This window comes from Clostridium merdae, assembly GCF_900176635.1.
GTDB classification, from domain to species: Bacteria; Bacillota; Clostridia; order Oscillospirales; family Acutalibacteraceae; genus Faecalispora; species Faecalispora merdae.
Window position 1 is genome coordinate 1,162,552 of the sequence record NZ_FXLN01000004.1, and the last position, 24,963, is coordinate 1,187,514.

Here is a 24,963-nt window from a genome sequence, read left to right on the forward strand (position 1 = left end):
AGCTACTCCTTAATAAAATCCGGTATTTTAAGTGTGGAAATACCGGACACACTTAACCACGTTGCAACGCCCACACTAGCCAACAGTAAGACGGGTGAAAACAGATAAGCAAACATCGGGTTTACCATAAAACGAAATGAGGATGCCCCAAAGGATGCAATGAGCCCAACGCCAACTAGCTCACCTAGTGTGTTTGCTAACATTGTACCGATACATACACCAATGGCTAAAACTACAAAGACCCTTGCTAGGTACTGAATACGAATATCCCTTGTTTTAAACCCGAGGGATTTGAGCACCGCAATGGAGTAACGATCTTTTGTAAGCAGCATTTTCAGAAACAGAAGCGTCACCAGCATCGTGAGTACCGCGGCAGCAGCGATAGCCGCGTAGGAGACCTTTTGTACCGCACTTATAATACCGCCAAAAGATTGGCTAATGTATTCGTTAATGTCTGCTACCTTAGCAAAAGAAAAGGAATTTTTATATTCTGTCACTTTCCCACTTACGTTCACTCCATTTTGAAGCCTTACCGGAATAATACTCCATAGTATACTATCATCTTTTGTATTAAAAACAGCCTTTGCCGTCTTACCGCCGTTTGTAATGTCGGAATAGATACCGCATACGGTAAGGGCTTTTTCTTTGCCATCCACCATCAAGGTAATTTTGTTATTCAGGTTGAGTTTTTTGTCATCTGCAACTAGTTTAGAGACAGCGATTTCAGCCTCACCTTGTGGCGCTCTGCCGTTTGAATATGCAATTGGGAATTTAGAATGGTCGCCAAGCTCCACCTTGAGTTTGGAAGCAGAACCGTCCGCCATGCGCATATCAAACATATAGCTCGTTAGTACGGTGTACTCTTTTATCGATGAATCAAGTGCCATAAGGCTAGCAAGCTGTTCTGTTTTTTCCGTAATGTGATCCGTCTGTTGAACATCGATACGCATATCACATTCACCTATGCCCAGGTAAGTCATAAAATTCCGCTGAGCAATTGTGTTGTAGATATTCTGCGGCACAATCATAAGAAACGAAGAAATAATTAACACAAAGAGCATGGTAACATATAGCTTCTTGCGCAACAGAACATCCTTCACGCCAAGAAAAACGTTGGGTGAGAATATTCGATTACCAGATAACCGCAAGCCTTTTGTGACTTTCGATTTTTCCTGTGGTGCTCCAAAACGAATTGCCTCCGCCGCTGAGATTCGTTTAAAACGTTGTAAAACGCCATTCACATACAGCATTACAACGCCAAATATAAGCAATGCACCTAGCATTCCAAATACAATGCCAAGCTGTGCTCCACCAGTCTCACCCATATACAAACGCATATTGGTTAAGAAAGGCTCTTTTGCAAATAGTGAAACGAAAAATCCAGCTATACAGGCAGCCCCTGCAAGAGCACCATATTTGACAAGATAAAGCTGTTTGATGCCACGGGTTCTTATTCCAATCGCTTTTAGCACACCAATTTCCCGGTAATCCTCTTCTATTTTGGCAAGCAGTGTAAAACGGATACATAAAAAGCTTACAATAATTACAAGGGCACTAACCAGAATAAGTATTGCAATCATAATCCCATCATCTATTGCGTTAGCCATTTTAAACAGTGAATAGGTGATAGCTGGCGGCCCGTTTGCGGGAAGCCCCGCAGAAAGATACGCCGCTTCCAGTGCTGATGCAGCAGAAGGCTCTGTTAGACGAAACTCGATTAGATTTTCCAGCTTCCCGTATTCTCTCACTCTTTCAAAATCCGCTTGATTCACCAGAAAACGTTTGGATGAAATCATGGAAGCATTCATCTGTGAATCCCTTAAAAATCCAGCTACCTGAAATTCTACCCCATGGATTACAACACGGTCACCAATGCTTGCCTGACCACTTTTGTAATAATAGATGGGAACGTAAATCTCACCCTCATTGGGCTGTAACTTAGTTCCATCTAACCCCAGCAGAAAGTCAAAGCGTTCGCTTTGCACAGAAAGTCCATTATCTTGAATGGAACCCGCGAGAGAATTTGCACCAATTTTAATTTGAGTCCCCTCTATATTTAAAAAAGGTAAGACCTGAACATCTTCTACATTGTTCTGCTCTTCTGCAAAAGAGGAAAGCTTCTGCATGTTTATTTCACCCGAATGCATTTGCAAAAAGTGGCTTGTCTTTGCATTCTCCATCATACCATTAATTGAGGTAAACAGGCTCACGGAGAGGATTGCCGCAAGAGAAGTAAGCAGTGCCGCGAGTAAAATAAAAGCCGTGATTGTAATCGAGATGAGCTTACTCTTTTTAAAATCATTTGCAATTAGTTTTCGGTACATACTTCACCTCTTTTTTCTAATCTTCGAATCGATGGAATACGATACAAAAGAATCGCTGTTACAGAAAGTAAGAACCCGGCTAGTATAATTAAAAGCCCAATCCCCCGAACGGTTCCTGTACCAATAAGCTTACCCACACTACTGGAGAGGATTCCATTGGGTGTAAGCATGGGGATAAAAACAAAATCGGCAAGTGGCCCTACAAGGCCGTAGGCAAGCACATAGCCAAGCTGCGAGATGATGCCAATCAGCCCCCAAACCCGACCCTGTACATCATTTGAAATATTGGTGCGAATCAAATAATCCAGACTCATATTTGCAAAGGGAAGCATAGAGAAAAACAGAAAACCGAAAATACAAATCAATACAATATTTTCACGAAGGCCAAAGCCTGCCATGAATATTCCTGCAAGAAAAAGTGATATAGATAGCACCTTGGTGAAGTTTTTCTTTACGGCTATCATTCCCAGAATAAGGCTGCTTACCAGCATACCAGACGCGGAAACGGTAGTGGAAAAACCAAGCACCGAGCTGTCGGCAAACCCAAGAATCAAAGGCGTATAAAGAGATTGCACACAGCCCAGGAAGAAAGAAATTCCGATTCCAGACAGCACCAGTGCAAATACACCCTTATTATTGGTCAGTGCTTTCATTCCTGTTTTTATCTCTGTTCGAAAGGATTCACCTGCAACCATATCCTTCGAAATAAGACCTTTTCGAACAATAGTGGTTACTGTCACCGTGATAAAAATGGTACAGATATCAATAACAAGCAAAAGCTTTACATCAGAAACCGTTAGAAGAAAACCGGCTATGAGTGGTGATATTAAATACTTTGCAGCGCCACTGAGCTGCACAAGGCCACTGGCTTTTGAATATTCTTCCTCAGTTAAAAGGTCTGTTACCGTTGCTTTAAACGAGGGTTCCATAAGGGAAGAAAAAATGGAACTAATCGTTACTCCAATTCCGATTTGCCAAACCTGTGCTTCTCCCATCATCATGCAAATTAGGATATATATTAGCCCAAAAGCAGAGAGGCCATCCCCAAGAATCATTAAAAGCCTACGATCGTATCTATCAGCAAGTACCCCTGCAAAAGGAGTAAGCAACAGTCCCGGCAAAAAAGCGAGCAGGGTAATTAGTGTGCTGGAGGACGCAAGCCCCGTTTGCTGAAATACATATACTCCCAGACCAAAAGAGCTAATTCCGTTGCCTATTGCAGCGATAAAAGCGCCGGAGCAAAGCATCCCGAATTTTAGAAAAGAATTGTTTCTGGTTTTATTCATCCGCACCACCCTCCATATGAAATAGTGTTTTTATACTGTAAAAGCTTCCTGTTTCCGCTCCAAAGATTCGTTCCAAATTAAATATAAATGCCTTCACTCTTTTGTGCAGTTCTTCCTGAGTGAGTTTTTCAGAATAATCATCGAAAACAGTATTCACATGTGCGACTATCATTTCTAAGCTCTCATAAGGGTATGGCGTATTGAATAAACCCTGCCGTATGCCGTCCTCTATAATTGGCATCAGGATTAGTGGAATACCCTCCAGCATGGTTTGGTGGGTTTTCTGGTGTAATAACGCATTTTGCGGCCTGTGCATTTGCTGGGTAAGTACGCTTGGCGCTCCATTCTTCTCTCCATTCATAGCCATAAGGGTTTGAACGAGGCGTTCCATCACCGGAATGCTGGTATCCTTCGCAATTTGCATTGCATCCTCTAACAGCCTCTCGCAATGTCGCTCGATAAGAGCGTTTAGAACATCCTCTTTTGATTTAAAATGATAGTATACCGTCCCTCTCGCAATTCCGGCTTTTTCGATGATTGCACTTATTGTTGTGTTATCAAACCCGTTATTATGAAAAAGCTCTTCAGCGACATCTAATATTTCATTTTTACGCACATCGGCATCTTTAACTATTCGCATATAATTACCCCTACAATTAGACTGACGTTCAGTCTAATTGTAGGGGGCTCTTTGATTTTTGTCAATCTATTATTTTAAATCTTCATTTTTAACCACTGAAATACTCATCGCTATGCTAGTGCTATAAGTCCCCGTTAAGAATTAATAGAGAAAGGATACGGCAATCACGCTGTATCCTTTCTCTTAAAAACTAACTCTTCTATTTCTTACTAAATGATATTAGTCTTATTCTCTAATGGTCTGTGAATTGCAGACCTGCACCAAAATCTTCAAACAGGTAACTAAAATTGTACGAATAGCGAAGATACTCCTATTGTCAAGAAGCGACCCGTGTACAAGACTAAAGCTCTATCTACACATTCAATGATACAGCTATTTATCATACTTTTTTTCATCAATTCGCATATTAAAATATTCCTTTGATACACGAATGCAATTCTACTACTTATTGCTGTGATTTTGAGCTCGGTATTCTGAAATAGAGATTCCTTCCAGCTCCCGAAACAGTTTGTACAGACTTTGCGCACTCGCAAAGCCCACAAGACCTGCGATTTTTTCAATCGAATAGTCTGTATCAAGTAGATAATTTTTCGCGTAATTTACGCGGTAAATACTTAAAGTCTTTTGAAAACTCTGCCCGAAATATTCCAAAAATAATCTACTGACATGGCGGGGCGTTACATAAATTGCATTTGCTACATCCTGCAATGTAATATTTTTATCATAATTATTGTGCATGAATTTTGTTATCTCAATGGCCAGGTTATTGCCGAATTCATTTTCTTTGACGGCTGGTGTGGTCGGAATCAGATTGCGAAGTACCCCAATGATAAAATTGAGGTAATGGTTACGCATCATAAGCTCCCAGCCGTACTTGCGCTCATCTAGTTCAAGGTTCATTGCTTCTACTAACCGGCGGCAGTGATTTCTATCTTTTCCATGGAAAAAGGAATCAGGAAGAAAACATTGATGAAACAATTCAAAAAAACTTTTTTCAACTACTTCACTTTTTTTAAAACCCTGCGGGTTAGGAATATTAAAAACAAACACAAAATATTTCTTGGCACGATTCGGCTCATAAATAGAACCGTGAATACATCCGGGAGAAATTAGCACGAAATGGTTTGCCTCAAGAGATAGTCGTGTGTCCTTTACCTGTATGTTTAGAACCCCCTCCAGGCAGTAATAAATTTCATAATCCAAGTGTGTATGAGGAAACTCCACGCAACTGCTGTCAAGCATTTCTATGTAATTCACCGTTAAGTCACTGGAAAGCATGGGTAGTTTGGTCAGCGTGGAATTATAAAGCAGTAACTGCTTTTGATGATACATTTCTTTTCTCTCCTCCCGTTCCAGAGCCAACCAAAGCAACCGTTTGCCTGTGCATTCGATTGCTTTGGTTTTTTGCTTCCAGAAACCGGCTTTTTCATTTTGATCTTTATTCCATTTTCTTTGTTCAGACTGTACCATAAAATTCATGTCATTACAATAATTTTTAGGCTAGACAAATAAAACAAAAACAGGTCTTTATGAAAGATTGATTTTAAATCAATCCGATAAACTCGCTTGTCCTTCCGCTCAATCCATTGCAACCTTTCGTGATTTTAAATAACGCTTACTATTTCACAAACAAAAAATAAGATTCAACCCTCGTTTTAGAGGACTTTATGTAACATTTGTACGTCCATTTGAAACATTGTTTAATTTTTTTATTTTAATATACTGAAAATAGAGCGACTCTTTCCATCGATTTTATCTGCCACCACACACAGTTCTACTGAAAACTCAAAGGGAGAAAGGATGGTTTTTAATATGAACCAAAGCATATCGCCACCCAAAGAGCAAAGCGAGCCCTGGCAAAAAACCGGCCCCCAGCCTGGGTATTACAAGCTTCCTCGCAAAGAAATGGCAGGATATTCTCTGGTGGATTTCGCTATGAACCTCGTATTCCAATGCATTATGATGTATATTACGTTTTTCTACACCGATATTTTCGGTTTAAAAGTGAAAGACGTGGCGCTCATGTTCCTGCTGTCTCGCTTTTTTGACGCGTTTGCAGACCCGGTAATGGGAACCATCGCCGAAAGGCTGAACCCCAAACACGGCAAATACAAAACGTATTTAATTTATGGTGCAGTTCCATTCGGCGTGATGGCGGTACTGGCCTACACAGTGCCAGATTTAAGCTATGCCGGGAAGCTCGCATGGGCTTATATCACTTACAATTTACTGAACATTTTATACACTGTCATTATTCAACCTTACATATCGCTTTCTTCTATTATGACTGCGGATCCCGATGAACGTACGAAGCTACAAACAATGCGTATGATGTTTGCCCAAAGCGGCGGCGTAGTTGTAGCACTCGCCATTCCACTACTTAGCGGGTTCTTTTCTCAATACATGACTCTGGCACGCGGCTATATGCTCACTACCGCCTGCATGGCTGTGATTATGGTAGCACTTTTGTTTTACGCCTATCGAACGGTTACGGAGCGCATCCCTGTTCACTCCCACGAACAAAAAGCTGGCTTAAAAGACGTTCTTCATCAGGTTAGCCACAATAAACCCGGCGTTATTCTATTTTTGCTGTTCTTTGGTGTTTATGGGTTTAATACCATTCAGTCCTCCTCTGGTGTTTATTACATGACCTACTTTGCACAACGTCCCGATTTGGTCGCTTGGTTTTCTATGATGAACGTGCTGCCTTCTGTCGCAGGGGTGCCGTTTGTTCCAGCCTTGTGCCGCAAAATAAAAAAGAAAGGCACCGTTCTGCTAGGGCTGGCACTAGGGGCCATAGGTGCAGGAATGCTGTGGTTTGTACCTGCGGGCAGTATTGGCATGATGATGATTTCGCGTGGAGTAAGTTCCTTTGGCTACGGCATTTTAATGGGAATCTTGTGGTCAATTATTACTGATGCAGTAGAGTATGCCGACCTGAACACAGGCCGCCGCCTTACCGCAATTGTAATGACACTAATTGGTCTGGGACTGAAGTTTTCCATGACGATTGGTGGAGTAATTCCCACAATGATTCTGGACCATGTAAAATATGTGCCGAATGCAATCCAAACCGCAGAAGCCTTGGGAGGCATCCGAATGATGTCCTCTATCCTTCCTTGTATTGTCATGGTGATAACATTTATAATTTTTGCGACTTTTTATCAGCTGACCGAAGAACGTGTTGCAGAAATTCAACATAAAATCGCCGTGCGTGACGGCCTTATTACAGAAGAAATGTCTGAATGATAGGAAAGAGAGGTTTTTTTATGAAGTCAGTTACCGTTGTTAAAGTAGGCAGTCTGCGCGACCCCAATGAAGAAACCCGTGGCAAGGTACAGGTGCTAGACATCCCCGAGCAACCACTGGGCGATGAGGATGTTAAGATTAAGGTTGCTTACTGCGCCATCTGCGGCTCCGACCCGCATCTGGTAGAAAACATCTTTGGCTGGGAACCACCATTTGGCATCGGACACGAGGTCTCTGGTGTAATTGTAGCTCTGGGCAAGAAAGCAGTAAAAAAAGGGCTGAAGATAGGCGACCGCGTTGCGGGAAATTTCCTAAAATTCTGCGGCACCTGTTACTACTGCCAAAACGGTCAGCAGCAGTTTTGTGAGCACGGCGGGGACTACAACCGCCCAGGCATGTCGGAATTCATCGTATGGCATGAATCCCAAGTCTATAAGCTACCGGATGACGTTAGCCTGAAGCAAGGCTGCCTGCTCGAGCCGGTTTCCATTGCGGTACGGCTGATGGATAAAATCAGCATGAAAATCGGTCAGCGTGTGGCAATCTGCGGCGGCGGGCCAATCGGACTGCTTTCACTGCAAGCCGTTAAAATGATGGGGGCTACCTCCCTTACCTTGATTGAACCCATTGCAGAACGGCGTGCGCTGGCTGAAAAATTCGGTGCCGATCATACGATTAATCCCTCCACGCAGGATGTCGTTCAGGAATCGATGCGACTGACTGAAGGCCGTGGCTACGACGTGGTGATCGACTGCTCTGGCTCTACAAAAGCGGTGCTTCCTCTGCCGGAAATTACCGCAAAAGGTGGCGAGTTGATTTATGCCGCCATGTACCCCAACACCTATGAAATGCCCCTGAATCTGTATCAATATTGCTATTTTCACGAGTTGACCATCTCTGGACTTTATGTGGCACCCTACGCGTTCCCACGTGCCGCACAGATTCTTCCTAGAATGCAGCTCAACGACTTCATCTCACAGGTGTACGACATTGATGATGCGGAAGAAGCGTTCCGCGCACAGATTTCTGGTAAATATCCGAAAATCCTCATTCGTTGCAATCAAATTGAGGGTGAATAAACACTGAAAGGAGTGCTTTTTATGTATCAAACAAGTGTTGATATGGAACTGGTTCGAAAACTAGAGGATAAGAGTGTGAAAATCCGCAAAGATCTTCTCAACTTCATCTACCGCATTGGTATGGGTCATTTGGGGGGCGAGCTTTCTATGGTAGAGGTAGCTGTGGCACTCTACTACAACTATATGAGTTATGATCCTAAAAACTCCAAATGGGAAGACCGCGATCGGCTGATTTTATCAAAGGCCCATTGCAGTGAAACGTTATACACCATTTTTTCGGATTTAGGAATGTACACACAGGATTATATGGTGGAACATTTCGAGTGCCTATGCGACTCAAAATTCGGGATGCACTGCAACCGCAAATATTTGCCGGAAATTGAAGCCTCCGCCGGCTCTCTGGGGCATGGCCTGCCCATTGCTCTTGGGCTTGCTTTGGGTGCCCGCAAGCAGAAAAAGAACTGGAGAACCTTTGTTATTGTCGGCGACGGAGAAATGGATGAAGGCAGCAATTGGGAGGCCATTATGGCTGCGGGGCATTTTCGGTTGGGAAACCTCGTTGCAATTGTAGATAGAAATCATGTTCAGATGACTGGCTTTACTCAAACTGTTATGAACCTTGATCCGCTTGATAAAAAGCTGGAGGCCTTCGGTTGGGACGTGCGGGAAATCAACGGAAACAATATGTATGAGGTATGCGAGGTGCTACAAAGCCTTCCCCCGGCTGAACCAGAATATCAGCGCAAGCCGATCTTTATCATTGCGAATACGGTAAAAGGCAAAGGCGTTGATTTTATGGAAAACAGCTACAAATGGCACGGCGGCGGAATTGCCAAAGAGCAGCTGGAGCAAGCGCTAGAATCCGTAGAAAGAAACAGGAGGGTGAGATAAATGGCTGTTCAGAGCACTTTTGATTTTGACCAAATGCTGAGTAATGCCCGTGAGGCTTACGGCGAAGAGCTGCTGCGTATGGCAGATGACGGGCTGGATTTTGTCTTTACTTATTCAGACAACGTAGCGCCATCTTCCAGTGCCGGTAAACTCATTCAAAAATATCCGCAGCGCTGCTTTAACTTTGGCATTGCGGAACCAAATCAGGTTGGCGCTTCTGCAGGACTTGCACTTTCAGGCCAAATCGTGTTTTCTCAAGTATTTGGGCCGTTCTTACCCCTGCGGGCAGCGGATCAAATTCACACGGATATTGCCTACAATGACGTAAATGTGCGGCTGATTGGAACACACGCGGGTGTTACTGCCGGCGGCGGGCCGACTCACAACTGTGTGGCAGATTTAGCGCTGTACCGCGCGATTCCCAACCTGACAATTGAAGTTCCCGCTGACGCTGACCAATGCTGCAAGGCGATTCGCCGTTCCATGGACTTTCAGGGGCCCATGATTATCCGCATTGACCGCGGAGGTTCGCCAAATGTGTACGCCGACACCAATTATGAGTATGAATTTGGCAAGGCGATTGAAACCATTCCGGGCAGCGATCTGACCATTATTTCGGCTGGCTCTAGTGTGTACTGGTCTATGATGGGTGCAAAAATTCTGAAAGAAAAGCACGGGGTGTCTGCCCGTGTCATCGATATGCATACCATTAAGCCGCTTGATACTGAAATGCTTATCAAGTGTGCAAAAGAAACCGGGGTGATTGTTACGGTTGAAGAGCATTCCATCAATGGCGGCTTGGGCGGAGCCGTAGCAGAAACCCTGCTAGAATCAGGCTTTAGCGGTAAGTTCCGAAGGATCGGGCTGCCGGATGAATTTGCTATTTTGGGCGACTCCGACTCTGTGTATCACTATTATGGTATGGATCCCGAAGGGATTGCGGCAACATCGTTGGAGCTTTTGAAAAAGTAATAATCAAAAATGTTTTGCGGCTGGGGCCTAATCGGCTCTGGCCGCCTAATAACAGGGAGGAATCAAATATGAATGAGCAGCTGAATCGCTTTTCTATGGATTACTTTAGCCTAAAAGGGAAAGTAGCCATTGTTACGGGTGCCAACATGGGCCTTGGGATGGCATATGCTACGGCATTTGCCAAGGCGGGTGCCGACCTATATATTCCGCACTTTACCCCAGATACAAACGAAATAAAAGAACTAATTGAAGCACAGGGTCAAAAAGCCGCTTTTATTCAGGGGGATCTCACCGACCCCAATTACATTGAAAGCGTGGTAAAAGGCTGCCTTCGGGAATATGGTAAAATTGATATTCTAGTAAACAATGCAGGTGTCAGCAGCTTTCATGAATTTCCCGATTACCCCGACAAGGCTTGGAAGCAGTGCATCGACGTTGATTTGAACGCAGTTTATTATTTAAGCCATGCTGTTGCGAAGATAATGATGGAGCAAAAAAGCGGAAAAATCATCAACATTGGTTCTGCTCTTTCTTATACCGCGGACAAAAAATGCCCGCCCTATACCACAGCGAAGCACGGTGTTCTGGGACTTACCAAAGTATTTGCCAACGAGCTTGGGGAATATAACATTCAAACCAACGCAATCAGCCCCGGTTTTCTGGCAACCGAAGTGAATCGAGAGTTACGTGCAGACCCCAATTTCTACAATAAGATTACAAACCGTATTCCCGCTGGCAAATGGGGCGATTTAGACGATTTAATGGGCGCAGCAGTGTTTTTGGCCAGCCATGCCTCTGACTATATCAACGGCTGGAGCATCAGCGTAGACGGTGGATTTACCACAACCCTATAATAATAGTTATGATCATCCGTTTAGCTAGTGAGTGAAATTAACCTTATACTATTCTCTTTCCGCAAACATCTCAAGAAACAACAAAATTTCTTCTTCCAGCAATTTCTCAGCCACTCATACTCCTAAACATATGCTATACGGAATCACTTGCAGTGGCAGAGCTGATGTTTTCTGATTTAAAAGACTGCCTGCATGAAAAAAGATTCATGCAGGCATTTAGTCTTACCAATCTTATTCTTTACAGTTCCACGGCAATGTTAAATGCGTCAAAATTTGCGCTTCTTACCGTTCCCACCGAACTGCAGTCACCAACAGCATATACCGGAATAGAGAGTTCTTCCTGTAGCTGACTGAACAATCCATTTTCGGATTTAAGACCCATAGCAATGATGCAGGTATCTGCAAAGAATTCCTGCTCTTCCCCTCTAAGACCTTCAGTAGCCACACCCTGCTCGGTAAAGCTGACGATTTTTCTGTCGCCAATCAATCTGACGCCATATTTTTTCACTTCATCAAACAGAGCAGTTCGAGTAATAGAGAACATCTCCTTACAGAAATCGGCTTCGGGAATCCGGTCGATTACACTGACGTCTTTTCCCTGACGGGCAAGACTCACCGCACACTCCACACCGGAAAGTCCGCCGCCGCACACAATTACCTTCTGCCCTACTTCGGCCTTTTCTCGCTCCACATTGCGTAGCATCTTCACATTCGGGCCGTCAATACCGGGAATATTGGGTCTAAGGAACGAAGAGCCGGTAGCCACAATCACAGCGTCGGCATTTTCTGCCTTTAGCATTTCTGCGGTCACCTTTGTGTTTAGATAAATCTTTGCACCGCACTTTTCAGTCATACGAATATCCCACGCGGTGTATTGCCTCATTAAATCCTTAAAAGTAACGGCACCGCCATCGTGCAGTAGACCACCTAACTGCCCATCCTGCTCAAACAGTACAACCTCATGCCCGCGCTCGGTAAGTGTTTGCGCTGCCTGCATTCCCGCAGGGCCGCCGCCAATTACCAAAACCTTTTTGGGCTGTTCCGCCTTTTTAATGTAACGGTAGCGATATTCGCGACCATTCACCGGATTTACTGCACAACGCACCGGCAGACCATTGAAGATTTTTCCGCAGCCATCCATACAGCGCAGACAGGGACGAACCTCTTCTTCTCTTCCCTCTTTGGATTTGTGAATTAGCTCGGGGTCGGCCATCAACGAACGGCACATGCCTACAATATCAGCCTGCCCAGAGGAAATAATCTGCTCGGCATCCTCCATGGAGTAAATGTTACCCACCACAGAAACGGGAATATGTAATACTTTCTTGGCTGCCGCAGCGAACTTGACATTCTGCATATGTTCTTGTAAATACAGCGGTACGGAATACTTTACGCCTTCCTGCATGAACACGTTGCCGCAGGAGAAATTCACTAAATCAATGTAATCCTGTGCTCGGCGAACATACTCTAGGCTTTCTTCAAAACGCAGGCCGTTTCGGGTCATTTCATCCCCACTTACACGCATTTCAATAACCATATCTTCTCCGGCTGCCTGCCGCACTGCTCTTAAAATCTCAAGTGGGAAACGCATACGATTTTCTAGTGAACCACCGTATTCATCGGTACGCAGGTTACTGCCGGGTGATAAAAACTGCCCCAGCAAATTGTTATGGCCACTATGCACCATCACCATGTCGAACCCTGCCTTCTTAACACGTGCAGTACACTCTGCAAATTTTGCGACCACCCAATCCATATCAGCACGATCCATTACCTTTAAATCCTGCATACAACCCGGAATGGGTAGATCAGAAGGTGCAAAACCAGGCTTTACATTCATAGAGGGGACTCCGCCGCGACCCGCGTGAGCAAGCTCAATGGAGAGTTTTGCCCCATAACGGTGCGCTTCTTCCGACAGTAAGGAAAGTCCGGTAATGTATTTGTCATGCAGAACATTTAGTTCACCGTAAAAGCACATAGCTCGTTCATGGTCAATCTGCGTATCTCCAATGGTCACAACACCTACCCCGGTAGCTGCCTGAACGCTTAAAAACTGGAGCATTTCGTTCGTGACCTCACCCTCCGCATTAGAAAGACAGCACACCATAGGCGTATACTGAATGCGGTTTTTCAAAGTCATATTTCGAATTTTAATAGGCTGGAATACGTGCGGATATCGATTCATACAAAAAACCTCCCTATAAATTGGTATGGGCTAATCGAAGCCTATACTTCCATTATAGAAAAACAGATTGTAAAAAACAAACAGTTTTTATTTGTTAGTACAACTTTTATTTATTGGTTATTAATATAAAACTTGATTAAAAGAGCGGGATTAAATTGACAAAATAATAAGCGATTGCTACAATTAATAAAACAATTTCATCTAAAATAGGAGGATTTGTTGTGGAAAACAGGCAGCTAAAGTATTTTTTAGAAATCTGCCGCGAAAGGAGTTTTTCGAGCGCAGCGAAGAGCTTATATATTTCACAGCAGGCACTAAGCAAATCAATTCAAAAATTGGAATCTGATTTAGGCGTGCCATTGTTTGACCGTACAAATAGTGGTATTCGGCTGACACAATATGGCGAGTATCTTGAAAAAAGAGCTGCACCTATTCTGGATGAGCTAGAATGTGTCTGCTCCGACATTGCACAAATGAAAGAATCACAGCAAGGCAAAGTAGAGGCCGCTTTTTCATTTGGAGTCATCAGCTCTTTTCCACCAGATTGGCTACTGAACTTTCAAAGAAATTACCCTAATATATTAATATCTATTAAAGAATACCCGGACACCCTCTGCGAACAAGCGGTTTACAGCGAACAAGCAGATGTGGGGTTTACAATCGCACCAGTTGAGGAATCCCGCTTTTGTTCCCGCGTATTAAAAAGAGACAAAATGTGCCTTCTAATCAATGAAAAAAATCCTCTTTCGCAAAAAAAAAATGTTTGCTTTGAAGAATTGCGGAATGAACGTTTTATCTTAGTAAACCAAGAATTTAAACTGCACCATAATTTTATAGATCGATGTCGTAAGGCGGGATTTGAACCTCAAATTTATTGCAGTACCATGGAAATGATGCTCGTACAAAAACTAAGCCGAGCCAATCAAGGGATCGGCGTAAGTGTTTCTTTTATCTGCGATAGCCTGCCGGGCACTCGAGCCGTCCTTTTTTCAGACCCCACTTGCACCTGGGAGGTTTGCCTCATTACCAAACCCAATCGCAAGGCGAGTTACGCCGTACAAACCTTTTTGAATTATATTTGCAGCCTGTGCAATACCCACGTTATTGATCAGACCGGTTAAATCTGGACTGTGACATATATCCCCCTACCGGTGCAACGCCGGACTTTTATTTAATAATAGGAGGTTACGAAAATGAAAAGTAAAGCAGCAATTGTTCGAGAAGCAGGGCAGCCATTTCACATTGAAGAGGTTGAATTAAGTGCACCAAAGGCAGATGAGCTTTTAGTTAAGATTGTAGCCTGCGGAGTATGTCACACAGATGAAGTTGCACAGCAGCAGTTTATTCCCGTACCGCTGCCGGCTGTATTTGGCCATGAGGGCTGCGGCATTGTGGAACAAGTAGGCAGTCAGGTAACCGAATTTCAGCCCGGCGACCATGTGGGAATTTCCTTTGGATTTTGCGGCGAGTGCGACCACTGCTTATCAGCAGAGCCTTACATTTGCGACCATCTAAATGAGATCAACTTTGGTGGAGTAATGGCGGATAAAACCAAACGAATTTCTCAGGATGGGAAAGAAATTTCTTCTTTTTTTGGACAATCTTCTTTCGCGACCTATGCAGTAGTAAATCAAAAAAGTGCGGTAAAGGTTGATAAAGATATCGATCTTACTCTTGTTGGCCCTTTGGGCTGCGGAATACAGACCGGAGCAGGTGCGGTGCTGAATCGACTGCGCCCCAAATTCGGTTCTGCCCTTGCTGTATATGGATGTGGCACTGTGGGAATGAGTGCTATTATGGCAGCAAAAATTGCTGGATGTGCTACTATTATTGCAATTGGCGGCAACCCCAAAAGTCTGGAACTTGCCAAAGAGTTGGGTGCAACCCACACCATTAACCGTAAGGAATGCGACGACATTGTAGCTAAGATAAAAGAAATTACAAATGGCGGAGCTGATTATGCAATCGACACCAGTGGCGTTTCAGACTTTGTAAGAAAGGCTCTTGCCTGTGCGCGCTCTGGCGGTACCGCGGTCGTTCTCGGTGCAACAGGTGATTTGACTATCAATGTACAGGCGGAGCTGATGGGCGAAGCCAAAAGCTTAATTGGTGTGGTAGAAGGCGACTCCATTCCCAAGCTGTTTATTCCAAAGCTAATTGCATATTATAGGGCGGGAAAATTCCCATTCGACAAGCTAATCACCTATTATAACTTTGAAGATATAAATCAAGCGTTTGAAGATTCTCACAACGGCAAGGTAATCAAGGCCGTCCTGAAAATGTGATAGCTCTTCTTGTTAACTATCTTCCGCATGGAAGATACAAAACTAAGTGAAAAACACAAAGTGGCTCTTCTATGAATTAATCTAAAAATATTTTTATGAAACAATCAAAAGGACTCTCTGCTTGTAAAACACATGCAGTAGAGCCCTTTTGATTTTTTCTAGTATACAACCCATTCCATCCGGTATTTTGTGAAAGCTATTTCTTATACAAAGGCCCTATTCGCCAGACAGGAATGAACTAGTCGACCGAACGGGGTCTTTTCTGTTATGGGCATGACAATACGCCAATACCGTTATTTCTTATAAAATGCCGGATTGAACTTATAGAGATTCTTTCTGTCCAAGTAATTCGCAGACTTTCACCAAAGCATAAAAAGCGGCAACACAATTTCCGTAAGCATATTTGTTTTCCCATCCCTCTGATTACCATAGTGATAGTCAATTAACCTAAAAATTGGCACATTAAAACGGCACTTTCTTTTCAAGTGAAACGACTATACTGGCTTTCGTATTTTAAGTTTTAAAAAACGGCAATACTGTTACTACACCTTTTTTATTTAAGAGAAAAGCTCGGAACTTTTTTATTTTCCACCTTACTTATGGTATACTGTAATGCACTGGAAAAAGGAGATGAACAATGATTCACCAAACCGAAGCTGATGAAAAACAGCACTTACGAGAAGTTCAGCAAATATTGAAAACCGCATTAAAAGGAATTGAAAACAAAATAGACCAGTACTCAACCGGAATATTAGAAACCAAACGGTATATCCATGAAAACTTAGCGGAACTGGATTCTGCCGAAAAGGCAGCGAATCGAACCGCTATTTACGATAGCGTGGCTTTTGGCGAACGAGCTGTCGCAGAACGCGAGCAGATTGAAAAACTGATTGAATCCCCCTACTTTGGGCGAATTGATTTCGCCAAAGTGACCGAAGACCAAGAGAAAACCTTTTACATTGGGATGCACACCTTTAAAGACCCTGCCACAGCAGACAACATTATTTTTGACTGGCGTGCTCCGCTTTCCAGTATGTTTTATGATTTTGAAACCGGCCCCGCATACTATATAGCACCCATTGGTAAAATCGAAGGCAACATGACGCTGAAACGGCAATATCGAATTCGCAGCAGCGAAATGGAATATATGATTGAAAGTTCGCTGAACATCGGTGACGAAGTTCTGCAAAAGGAACTCAGCCGAAATTCGGATGACAAGATGAAGAACATTGTTGCCACCATTCAACGGGAGCAAAATGCAATCATACGTAACGAAGAGGCAAAGGTACTAATCATACAAGGGGCCGCCGGCTCGGGTAAAACCTCTATCGCATTGCATCGAGTGGCATTTTTACTGTATCGTTACAAAAAAACGCTGACCTCGAAAAATGTAATGATTCTTTCCCCGAATAAGGTATTCAGCAACTACATTTCAAACGTCCTGCCCGAATTGGGCGAAGAAAATATGGCTGAAATGGGATTTGATGACATTGCAATCGATCTTCTTAGCAAAAAGTACGATTATCAGACGTTTTCAGAGCAGGTAGAAAGCCTGTTGGAACATGCAGAGGAAAAAACCATTGCAAGAATTGGCTTTAAGGCAACCAATGACTTTGTGGAACAGCTGCAAGCGTATTTACAGAACGCTGACAAGCGTTTGTTTCTACCGACCGACCTTTCCATAGAGGGCATTGTTGTTTCAAAAGAAAAACTCCGTTTGGATTATATGCTGTTGAAACGCCTGCCCATTAAAAAAAGGCTTCGTAAAATCGCCGATGATTTAATTGAGCGCTACAAGCGAAATACCGCCAAAAAGGTAGATGCCGCCGTTGCCCGACAGGTCAGAAGTAGCATTCAAAAAATGTTCCCGTTTAACGATACGCTTTTGCTGTATCAAGATTTTTACCGTTCCATTGGTCAACAGGATTTGTTCTGCATGGTCAAAAAGAATACCTTTGAATTTTGCGATGTTGCTCCCTTTTTGTATACCAAATTGTATTTTGAGGGCATCGAGCAAAATTACAAGCATATTCAACATTTGTTGGTCGACGAAATGCAGGATTACACGCCCATTCAATATGCGGTTTTATCGAAGCTGTTTTCCTGTAAAATGACGATTCTGGGTGACAGCTTTCAAAGCGTAAACCCTTACACCTCTTCGTCCGCAGAAAAAATCCAGCCCTATTTTGATGGATGTGAATGTGTGGAATTATGCCGCAGTTACCGCTCTACCATTGAAATCAGCCGATTTACACAACAGATTTTAGACAACAAAAAGCTGATTCCGGTGGAACGTCACGGCGAAGCCCCCACCATAACGGTTTGTGAAAATCCAGAAGAACAGCTTTCTATCATAAAGAATTTGATGGATGGATTTAAACAGTCAGAACACGCTTCGCTGGGAATTATCTGCAAATCGCAAGAACAGGCACAGTGGTTATTTGAACAGTTGAATCCCGTGTATGACAATGTGATTCTATTGGATTTTGGCAGCGACGAATATCAAGACGGTATTATCATCACGTCTGTCCATATGTCAAAAGGACTGGAATTTGATCAGGTTATTCTACCCGATGTTTCAGATAATTTTTATAAAACACAGATTGACCGGAGCCTATTGTACATTGCCTGCACCAGAGCAATGCACAAATTAGATATCACGTGCTGCGGCAAAGAAACAAAATTTTTACACAGCAAATAAGCAATTTTTCTTTTTTTGCAAAAAACAAAAAATCCCAAAATGACTACATCATCCTATAATGAAGTGATCCAAAAAAAGTTATATGTAAATTTTTTATGCAACCGAGATGGCTTATTGTCTTTAAATAGCAGGCGGTAAGCCCTTCCGTTTAGTCTTGCTACGGTGATTATTTTAGTATTCTAAATAATCTTTAAATTCTTGCTCAAAATGTTGGATAGAATCAAAGCTATAGATAATATAATCCATTAGATACTGATGTTACAAATTTTATATACCATTACATACTTCCCGTGGTTAGTGCTGTAGTTTGGGGGGCAATTTTCAACTTTTAGCAAAGCTTAAAACGACTGCTATGGATTTAATAGAATAAGGCACCTAAAGATGCGTTCTAAATAAAATTACTCCCTTCTGCCAACTCTTCAAGACCGGCAGTGGGGAGTAACTTTATTCTGCGCTACTGTGTCAAGTGGATATCGGATTAGGAGGATTAATTAAGCTTATTGTTATTTTGAATTGATATAAAAAGCATAACACGGTGTTACTACTTTCATCCACGAAACTCTATCAATTCACCATCAGGACCTTGAAAAACGACTCTTTTCCAACCTGCTTCTTGAGGTGTTCTGGGTTCTGGAAGATGTGGTTCTGTTACAACTGGAACTCCTGCATCTTTCAGCTTTTGGTAATCCGACTCAAAATCATCGCTAATAAGACAGAAATGGTAACCCCTATTTTGCTTTTCATTTGTCCAATGTTCAAATTCTAAAACGGTGTCCCCTAACTTAAGATAAACGACCTTTTCAAGGTTTGATACACCGGGCACATCGTGTTCATAATATTTTTTGAAACCAAAGTTCTTTTCATAAAATTTAATTGACTTTTGCCTGTCTTTTACAGAAAACGCAACATGGTCTATTCGCGTAAACATAAAGTACCTCCTGTTTACTATCTGAATTTGCTTCAAATAAGATTAATCGTTTTTAGAAGTATCAATCTTAATCTGTAGCACTACCCAATTGTCAGAACCGGTATTATTAAATCCATGCGTCTCACCATTGGGGGAAAAAATAATATCCTTTTCTTTTACAAGTATCTCTTCGCCCTCTATTGTGATTGTTCCCTCACCAGAAATTACATAGAAGACTTCATCAATATTCGAATGCTTATGGTCGGGTGTTGTTTGTCCCGGTGTGTAAAGCAAAAGCCCTGTATCCAGCTGGCCTTCTTTAAAGATTGCTTTACGTGCACTTTTATCAGCTGTGAACTCAAGAATATCACTAATATTGATTTTTTTCATTATACATTACTCCAAACGTCAGTATTCAGCTATCATTAACAATTCAAATCTATATTAACTAATTTAAAAGGTAACTGCTGTAAGTTCACTATAATATTGTTACGGATTTTTTGCAAGAAGGCACTATTATGTGTTATACTAACCAAAAAGTAAGTAATACATCTCATTGATAGGAGTAAGAATTATGCCATGTGATAAATCATGCCCTATTGCCCATACAGTCGACTTGATTGGTCACAAATGGAAAGTGCTTATACTTAGGAATCTATTCCATAATGGTACACAAAGGTTTGGAGAAATCTATAAAGGGATTGAAGGTGTAAGTCAGAAGATGTTAACACAGCAGCTACGGCAATTGGAAGCGGATGGAATCATATATAGAAAGGTATATCCTGAGGTTCCTCCAAAAGTCGAATATTCTCTTACCGCACTTGGAAGCTCTCTAAAACCAATTCTGGATGAAATGAATAAGTGGGGTACAGAGCATTTAAAACAAAATAATTTAGATTAAAAAAATCCTAAAAAAACAATAGAGCCTGCGACTTTGAGCATTGCAGGCTCTTAATATACAGTAACGGCGAGACTTAGAATAGATTCCTTTAATTTTAACACTTATACTAACGTAAGGACTGACTGAGCGGCGGGGTTGTTCGGCAATTAGCGTAAGACGAACCGCCTATCGATTTCATCCGGTACGTCTGCCGTCATAGAAACTGCCTGCAACTACGGCGAGGTTGGCTACCGCATGGTGGAAGCGTTGCTCCTCAACCGAGGGATCCTGACCAATCACAACCGAGTGGAGCGTGTCTGGAGAGAAGAAGGGCTTAAGCTGCCAAAGAAACAGAGCGTTATTCCTACTATGACCTAATTTACGTCACGGGGTTACACAGGAAACTAACATTGTATCTGGTACAATGTCCGGGGACAGACCAACTTAATGTTAGCGATTGCGATTTATGAATTTGACTGTATTCCATCAAATATACACTACGCCCAAGACTGCCACTTGCTTCTAAAAAGCAAGTGGCAGTCTTCTATTAAAAGAAAGGATACGGCAATCTTGCCGTATCCTACTAAGTTAAAATCTTATTGCATTGGCTTCTTATCAAACGACGGGTTAAACGCATAAAAGTTCTTGCTGTCTAAATGGTCAGTAGTAATTCGCAGGCCTTCGCCGAAGCGCTGGTAGTGCACAACCTCTCTCTGGCGCAGGAAACGAATGGGGTCAATAACGTCTGGATCATCGCAGAAACGAAGGATGTTATCGTAGGTAGTGCGGGCCTTTTGTTCTGCTGCGCGTTTGTAACGACTACATTGCTAGAACTTCCAGTGTATTTCTATGGTTCTGCGGTTTGTACCGGGCTCACGTGCTGAAATATAAATACAATCAATCAGTGATTCGACCATCGGGCGGGTCAAACGCTCTACTCGCAGATAATCTTCCAGCTTTGTCTTCTTTCTGCCATCTGTTTGCTGCTTTGCAATCAGCATAGCGAACTCTGCCTGCTTTTTCTCAAGCTGACTCTGTAAACGTTTTTGATTTCGGGAAAAGTCTTTGAAAAATTCGCGATATACATCCTCAGTAACCAAACCGTTTATCTTATCCAGATACAGGGTTTTTAGACCTTGGCTGTAAGTCTCCAGTTGATTTTGGTCACGATCTATTTGATATTGCAGTTTATTTCTCTGCTTCTCTTGCCGATCTTGCAGGCGCACATTTTTTTGGAGCATTCCTACCTGCAAATACTGTGCCACATGGTGCTGCAGCTCCGCCAAAACAAGCTGCTCTAACACATCTACAGAGATAAATGCACCGGGGCATGCCCCCCTCTTCATATGACGAGTGGAGCATTGCAAGTAATACTTCCCCCGGCTTTTTTGCGAGCGCATGCCATAACCACAGCTTTTACAGCGCACCTTATTGGCGAACAGACCGATTGTTCCATCTGTAAAGGGCTTTGCTTTTTGCTCGAGCATCGCTTGTACCCGGTTCCACAGTGCTAAATCAATTACCGGCTCATGCGTATGCTCTACCCGTATCCACTTTTCTTTGGGCTGCGGCTTATTGCGCTTGCTTTTATAAGAAACGCTCCCGTATTTGCCCTGTACCAAGTTACCAATGTAGGTTTCATTGGTCAGCATATCCGCGATTGCAGAATAGCGCCATAGCGTACTATTTTGAGTTTTGGGCTGTTGGTAACGCAGCCCACACAGCCGCTTGTATTCCGTAGGATTGGGCACACCTCTTTCGTTAAGCATTCTTGCAATGGCGGTTTTTCCATAGCCTTGAGAAAACAATGTAAAAACCTCTTGCACTACCTCTGCGGCAGCTTGGTCAATGACTAAGTGCCCTTTTTTCTGAGGGTCCTTTTGGTAGCCATATAACGCAAACGAGCCAATATGGATTCCGTTTTTCCTACGGTTCGTCAGCACACTTTTTATATTGTCTGACAAATCCTCTAAGTACCATTCGTTAACAAGCCCGTTAATTTGCCGAGACTTTTTATTCCCCTTTAACGCAGTATCTGCATTGTCTACCACACTTACAAAGCGTATTCCCCACTCTACAAATTTACCGTGAATGATGCTTTCCACCATTTCGAGTTCTCTCGTAAAGCGGGATTGTGTTTTGCACAGTACAATATCGAATTTACGCTGTTCTGCATCGGCAAGAAGCTGCTGAAAGGCCGGACGATTCCGGTCTGCACCAGCGTAATCGTCGTCCGAATAAATCTGGAAGACTTCCCAGTTGTGTTCAATCGCATATTGAATCAATAACGATTTCTGATTCTGAATGCTCTCGCTGTCCTGCATTTCGGAGCGTTTGTTTTTATCTTCTTCGGAGAGTCTGCAATAGATGGCAGCTTTCATTTCGTTCCCCTCTGCATTATACCAAAACCTGAGAGGCTGACTCTGCGTTTTCGTAATACTGAATCAGCTTTGTAAAAATATCGGTCAGCATTTGGCTGCGCTCTTCTTCCGTATTGCCTTGAAATACATTCTCACATATATAGTCCGTTTTTACCATACAAGCACCCCCGTCTGTTTGCTACAACATATGTAAAGGGGTTTGTACTGTATTCGTTGTTTCGCAAAGAAAAGCTTTGCGTGTAAGTGCTCCTGCGGGATTCTCTACGAAAAAAGGAGAATCACCACCCATTCCCCCCACGGAAATAGATGGTGATTCAAGCGAGTTTATATCAAATTGTTAGGAATAAGCATTTAAATGTACTTTTATTCAAAACGGATTAGAACCTTGAGGCGCTGTGCGCCGAGTTCTGCCGTTTCTTTAAATGCCTTTTCTGCATCCTCAAATTCATAAACAGCAGATGCAATCGGCTCCAAATTGGCTTTTCCGTCTTTCACAAAATCGATAAGTTCTTCAAAATCCTCTTTAAGGGCATTGCGGGAGCCGAAAATGTCCAATTCCTTCGTCTGGATGATGGAGTAGAAGAAATCGAGGCTCTGTTTGCCAATTCCCACCACAGCTATGCGGGCACGGAATGCAGCCGCGTTGATGCAGTTCATAAAGGTGGAAGGAAGACCAACTGCTTCAATGCAAACATCGAAGCCATTGCCGCCGGTAATCTCTTTTACCTGCTCGTTGAATGCTTCTTCACTTGTATTCAAAATAGTACCGTCAACGCCAAGCTCTTTTACAAAGTGCAGCTTAGATTCGGAAATATCACTTACATAAACCTCGGCTCCTACCATTTTAGCGGCAGCGGCTGCCAAATACCCGATTGTGCCACCACCAACGACCAGCACCTTATCGCCAGCCTTAACACTAGCGCGCTTTACGGCATGGTAGCTGATGCAAAACGGCTCAATGGAAGCCAGAATTTTAGCAGACAAACCCTTGCCGTCATAAATGCGCTCAATCGGCATGGAGATGTACTGTGAGAAAGCACCGTCACGTTGTGCACCCATTGTTTGGTTCGAGGTGCAGCAGTTTACAAACCCACGCTGGCAGGAATAACATTTGCCGCAGTTAAAATAAGGGTTCGCCGTCACGATCATGCCCGCTTTCAGGCCGCGGTCGTTCTCACCAATTTCAACAATTTCTGCAGAAAACTCATGTCCGGGAATGCGGGGGTATTCAGAATATAAAAAAGTGCCTTTATACGTTCCCATATCAGAACCGCAAATGCCACCGTACAGGAGCTTTAAAACAGCGTGCCCTTCTTGCAGTTCAGGACGCTCGGTCTCTCTGATTTTAACCTTTCCAGGCTCGGGAATCGTAATGTACTTCATTTTCATTAGGGATCACACAGACTTTCCTTGAGTATAGTTTATTACAGTGAAAATGCTTTTACTGCGTTGTTGTAAAATACATTTTCTGCTTCTTGCGGGGTAAAAGCGCCAAGCATATAATTCATTAAGTGCTCGTAGCTATCGCGGGTTAAGGGGCTGGGAACATCACTTCCCCATATTAGCTTTTCAGCACCTACAATGGATTTTGCCAGCTCAATATAGTGAATTCCAGTGGGGTACGGGTATTGCTCAGGAGATACGTTCCACGGCACTGCTGCTAAATCGAGCCAAACATTCTCGAGTGCAAGGCTCTTAAGGCCCTCTGCCAGAGCCTTATCATCGCCAAGACGAGGGGCAAGCAGGTGGCACACCACAATATTCATATGTGGATATTTGCGGGCTACATTCGCTACCGCCTCCGGCTGGAAGCTTGCCATACCGGGGCTGCCGATGTCGAGCACCAGCGTTGCCCCTGATTTAGCAATTGTTTGAAAGATTGAGGAGAATACCTCTCCGTCGATGGCAAAATCGGTATGATACCCCATCAATCCACCGCCAGAGCTCGTTTCAAACTTAATTACACGAATCTTTCTTTCCGTTAGAAAACGATTCAAAAGAGAATCTGCTTGTTTGCAGAAAGGATCAAAGGTGGCACTCGCAATGAGACGGTCGGGGTATCTTTGCGCCGCTTCATAAGTGTAGTCATTTTGAAAACCATAAAAACTGCCTTGCAGTAATACGCTCTTCTCCACTCCATGCTGATCCATCAAAGCAATGAGAGTTTCGGGAGTAAACTCCCTGTCTCCCATTCCTGGCGGAATCATCTGAATCTCCTCACCGTTGGCCCAACGTGCGCGGCCTGCGCCAAGGCTTCTTAATTCACCCTTTGCGCCGAATCCAGCTAAGGATTCAAATACATGCGTATGGGCGTCGATTACCTTCATGC

The 24,963-nt window shown here is 43.2% G+C and carries 21 protein-coding genes and 1 pseudogene; 10 read left to right on the plus strand and 12 right to left on the minus strand.

Going from position 1 to position 24,963, the window contains the following annotated elements; all coding sequences use genetic code 11:
- Nucleotides 1-2: 2 nt before the first annotated feature.
- From CAN90_RS11240 to CAN90_RS11255, 4 genes are all read right to left on the minus strand, one after another.
- Entirely contained in the window at nucleotides 3-2,324 is a 2,322-nt protein-coding gene (locus tag CAN90_RS11240; RefSeq protein ID WP_085833911.1) for an ABC transporter permease, read from the minus strand.
- On the minus strand, nucleotides 2,309-3,610 hold the full coding sequence (locus tag CAN90_RS11245; RefSeq protein ID WP_085833912.1) for an MFS transporter: 1,302 nt from the start codon (nucleotides 3,608-3,610) through the stop codon (nucleotides 2,309-2,311). The genes CAN90_RS11240 and CAN90_RS11245 overlap by 16 nt, the downstream gene beginning before the upstream one ends.
- Entirely contained in the window at nucleotides 3,603-4,250 is a 648-nt protein-coding gene (locus CAN90_RS11250) for a TetR/AcrR family transcriptional regulator (RefSeq protein WP_085833913.1), read from the minus strand. Before CAN90_RS11250 ends, CAN90_RS11245 begins: the two co-directional genes overlap by 8 nt.
- 441 nt (nucleotides 4,251-4,691) lie before the next feature.
- On the minus strand, nucleotides 4,692-5,729 hold the full coding sequence (locus CAN90_RS11255) for an AraC family transcriptional regulator (RefSeq protein WP_085833914.1): 1,038 nt from the start codon (nucleotides 5,727-5,729) through the stop codon (nucleotides 4,692-4,694).
- Between the two features lie 333 nt (nucleotides 5,730-6,062).
- Here CAN90_RS11255 and CAN90_RS11260 point away from each other — a divergent pair, with 333 nt between their 5' ends.
- The 5 genes from CAN90_RS11260 (at nucleotide 6,063) to CAN90_RS11280 (ending at nucleotide 11,295) form a co-directional block, all read left to right on the plus strand.
- Nucleotides 6,063-7,499: an MFS transporter gene (locus CAN90_RS11260; RefSeq protein WP_159450378.1), complete on the plus strand. Its 1,437-nt coding sequence runs from the start codon at nucleotides 6,063-6,065 to the stop codon at nucleotides 7,497-7,499.
- 20 nt (nucleotides 7,500-7,519) lie between these two features.
- Entirely contained in the window at nucleotides 7,520-8,578 is a 1,059-nt protein-coding gene (locus CAN90_RS11265) for a zinc-dependent alcohol dehydrogenase (protein ID WP_085833916.1), read from the plus strand.
- A 21-nt stretch (nucleotides 8,579-8,599) separates the two neighbouring features.
- Nucleotides 8,600-9,469: a transketolase gene (locus CAN90_RS11270; RefSeq protein WP_085833917.1), complete on the plus strand. Its 870-nt coding sequence runs from the start codon at nucleotides 8,600-8,602 to the stop codon at nucleotides 9,467-9,469.
- Entirely contained in the window at nucleotides 9,470-10,441 is a 972-nt protein-coding gene (locus CAN90_RS11275) for a transketolase family protein (RefSeq protein WP_085833918.1), read from the plus strand.
- A 68-nt stretch (nucleotides 10,442-10,509) separates the two neighbouring features.
- Complete coding sequence (locus tag CAN90_RS11280) at nucleotides 10,510-11,295, plus strand: SDR family oxidoreductase (RefSeq protein WP_085833919.1); 786 nt, start codon at nucleotides 10,510-10,512, stop codon at nucleotides 11,293-11,295.
- 238 nt (nucleotides 11,296-11,533) lie between these two features.
- Here CAN90_RS11280 and CAN90_RS11285 read toward each other — a convergent pair whose 3' ends face one another.
- Nucleotides 11,534-13,480: an oxidoreductase gene (locus CAN90_RS11285; RefSeq protein WP_085833920.1), complete on the minus strand. Its 1,947-nt coding sequence runs from the start codon at nucleotides 13,478-13,480 to the stop codon at nucleotides 11,534-11,536.
- A 221-nt stretch (nucleotides 13,481-13,701) separates the two neighbouring features.
- On the opposite strand from CAN90_RS11285, the gene CAN90_RS11290 reads away from it, so the two are divergent.
- From CAN90_RS11290 to CAN90_RS11300, 3 genes are all read left to right on the plus strand, one after another.
- The gene (locus tag CAN90_RS11290) at nucleotides 13,702-14,601 is read left to right on the plus strand and encodes a LysR family transcriptional regulator (RefSeq protein WP_085833921.1); all 900 of its coding nucleotides are present in this window, start codon (nucleotides 13,702-13,704) and stop codon (nucleotides 14,599-14,601) included.
- Nucleotides 14,602-14,673: 72 nt separating this feature from the next.
- Nucleotides 14,674-15,765: an NAD(P)-dependent alcohol dehydrogenase gene (locus CAN90_RS11295; protein ID WP_085833922.1), complete on the plus strand. Its 1,092-nt coding sequence runs from the start codon at nucleotides 14,674-14,676 to the stop codon at nucleotides 15,763-15,765.
- Between the two features lie 637 nt (nucleotides 15,766-16,402).
- Entirely contained in the window at nucleotides 16,403-18,466 is a 2,064-nt protein-coding gene (locus tag CAN90_RS11300) for a HelD family protein (RefSeq protein ID WP_085833923.1), read from the plus strand.
- Nucleotides 18,467-19,013: 547 nt separating this feature from the next.
- On the opposite strand, the gene CAN90_RS11305 is transcribed toward CAN90_RS11300, so the two are convergent.
- Nucleotides 19,014-19,394: a VOC family protein gene (locus CAN90_RS11305; RefSeq protein ID WP_085833924.1), complete on the minus strand. Its 381-nt coding sequence runs from the start codon at nucleotides 19,392-19,394 to the stop codon at nucleotides 19,014-19,016.
- Between the two features lie 42 nt (nucleotides 19,395-19,436).
- Nucleotides 19,437-19,763, minus strand: a complete 327-nt coding sequence (locus CAN90_RS11310; protein ID WP_085833925.1) for a cupin domain-containing protein — start codon at nucleotides 19,761-19,763, stop codon at nucleotides 19,437-19,439.
- 184 nt (nucleotides 19,764-19,947) lie between these two features.
- Between CAN90_RS11310 and CAN90_RS11315 the strand changes: the two genes are divergently transcribed.
- Nucleotides 19,948-20,274 carry a winged helix-turn-helix transcriptional regulator gene (locus tag CAN90_RS11315; protein ID WP_085833926.1) on the plus strand — a complete coding sequence of 109 codons (327 nt, stop codon included), beginning with the start codon at nucleotides 19,948-19,950 and terminating at the stop codon, nucleotides 20,272-20,274.
- Nucleotides 20,275-20,469: 195 nt separating this feature from the next.
- On the plus strand, nucleotides 20,470-20,631 hold the full coding sequence (locus CAN90_RS11320; protein ID WP_423236551.1) for an IS3 family transposase: 162 nt from the start codon (nucleotides 20,470-20,472) through the stop codon (nucleotides 20,629-20,631).
- A 218-nt stretch (nucleotides 20,632-20,849) separates the two neighbouring features.
- On the opposite strand, the pseudogene CAN90_RS11325 reads toward CAN90_RS11320, so the two are convergent.
- From CAN90_RS11325 to CAN90_RS11340, 5 genes and pseudogenes are all read right to left on the minus strand, one after another.
- A pseudogene (locus tag CAN90_RS11325) lies at nucleotides 20,850-21,059 on the minus strand (manganese catalase family protein); the annotation flags it as partial.
- A gap of 21 nt (nucleotides 21,060-21,080) precedes the next feature.
- The gene (locus tag CAN90_RS11330) at nucleotides 21,081-22,634 is read right to left on the minus strand and encodes a recombinase family protein (RefSeq protein WP_085833928.1); all 1,554 of its coding nucleotides are present in this window, start codon (nucleotides 22,632-22,634) and stop codon (nucleotides 21,081-21,083) included.
- A gap of 16 nt (nucleotides 22,635-22,650) precedes the next feature.
- A complete protein-coding gene (locus tag CAN90_RS13625; protein WP_159450379.1) occupies nucleotides 22,651-22,791 on the minus strand; it encodes a hypothetical protein in 141 nt (46 codons plus the stop codon).
- 206 nt (nucleotides 22,792-22,997) lie between these two features.
- Entirely contained in the window at nucleotides 22,998-24,023 is a 1,026-nt protein-coding gene (locus tag CAN90_RS11335) for a zinc-binding alcohol dehydrogenase family protein (protein ID WP_341456304.1), read from the minus strand.
- Nucleotides 24,024-24,058: 35 nt separating this feature from the next.
- Nucleotides 24,059-24,961, minus strand: a complete 903-nt coding sequence (locus tag CAN90_RS11340; protein ID WP_085833929.1) for an amidohydrolase family protein — start codon at nucleotides 24,959-24,961, stop codon at nucleotides 24,059-24,061.
- Between the last annotated feature and the right edge of the window lie 2 nt (nucleotides 24,962-24,963).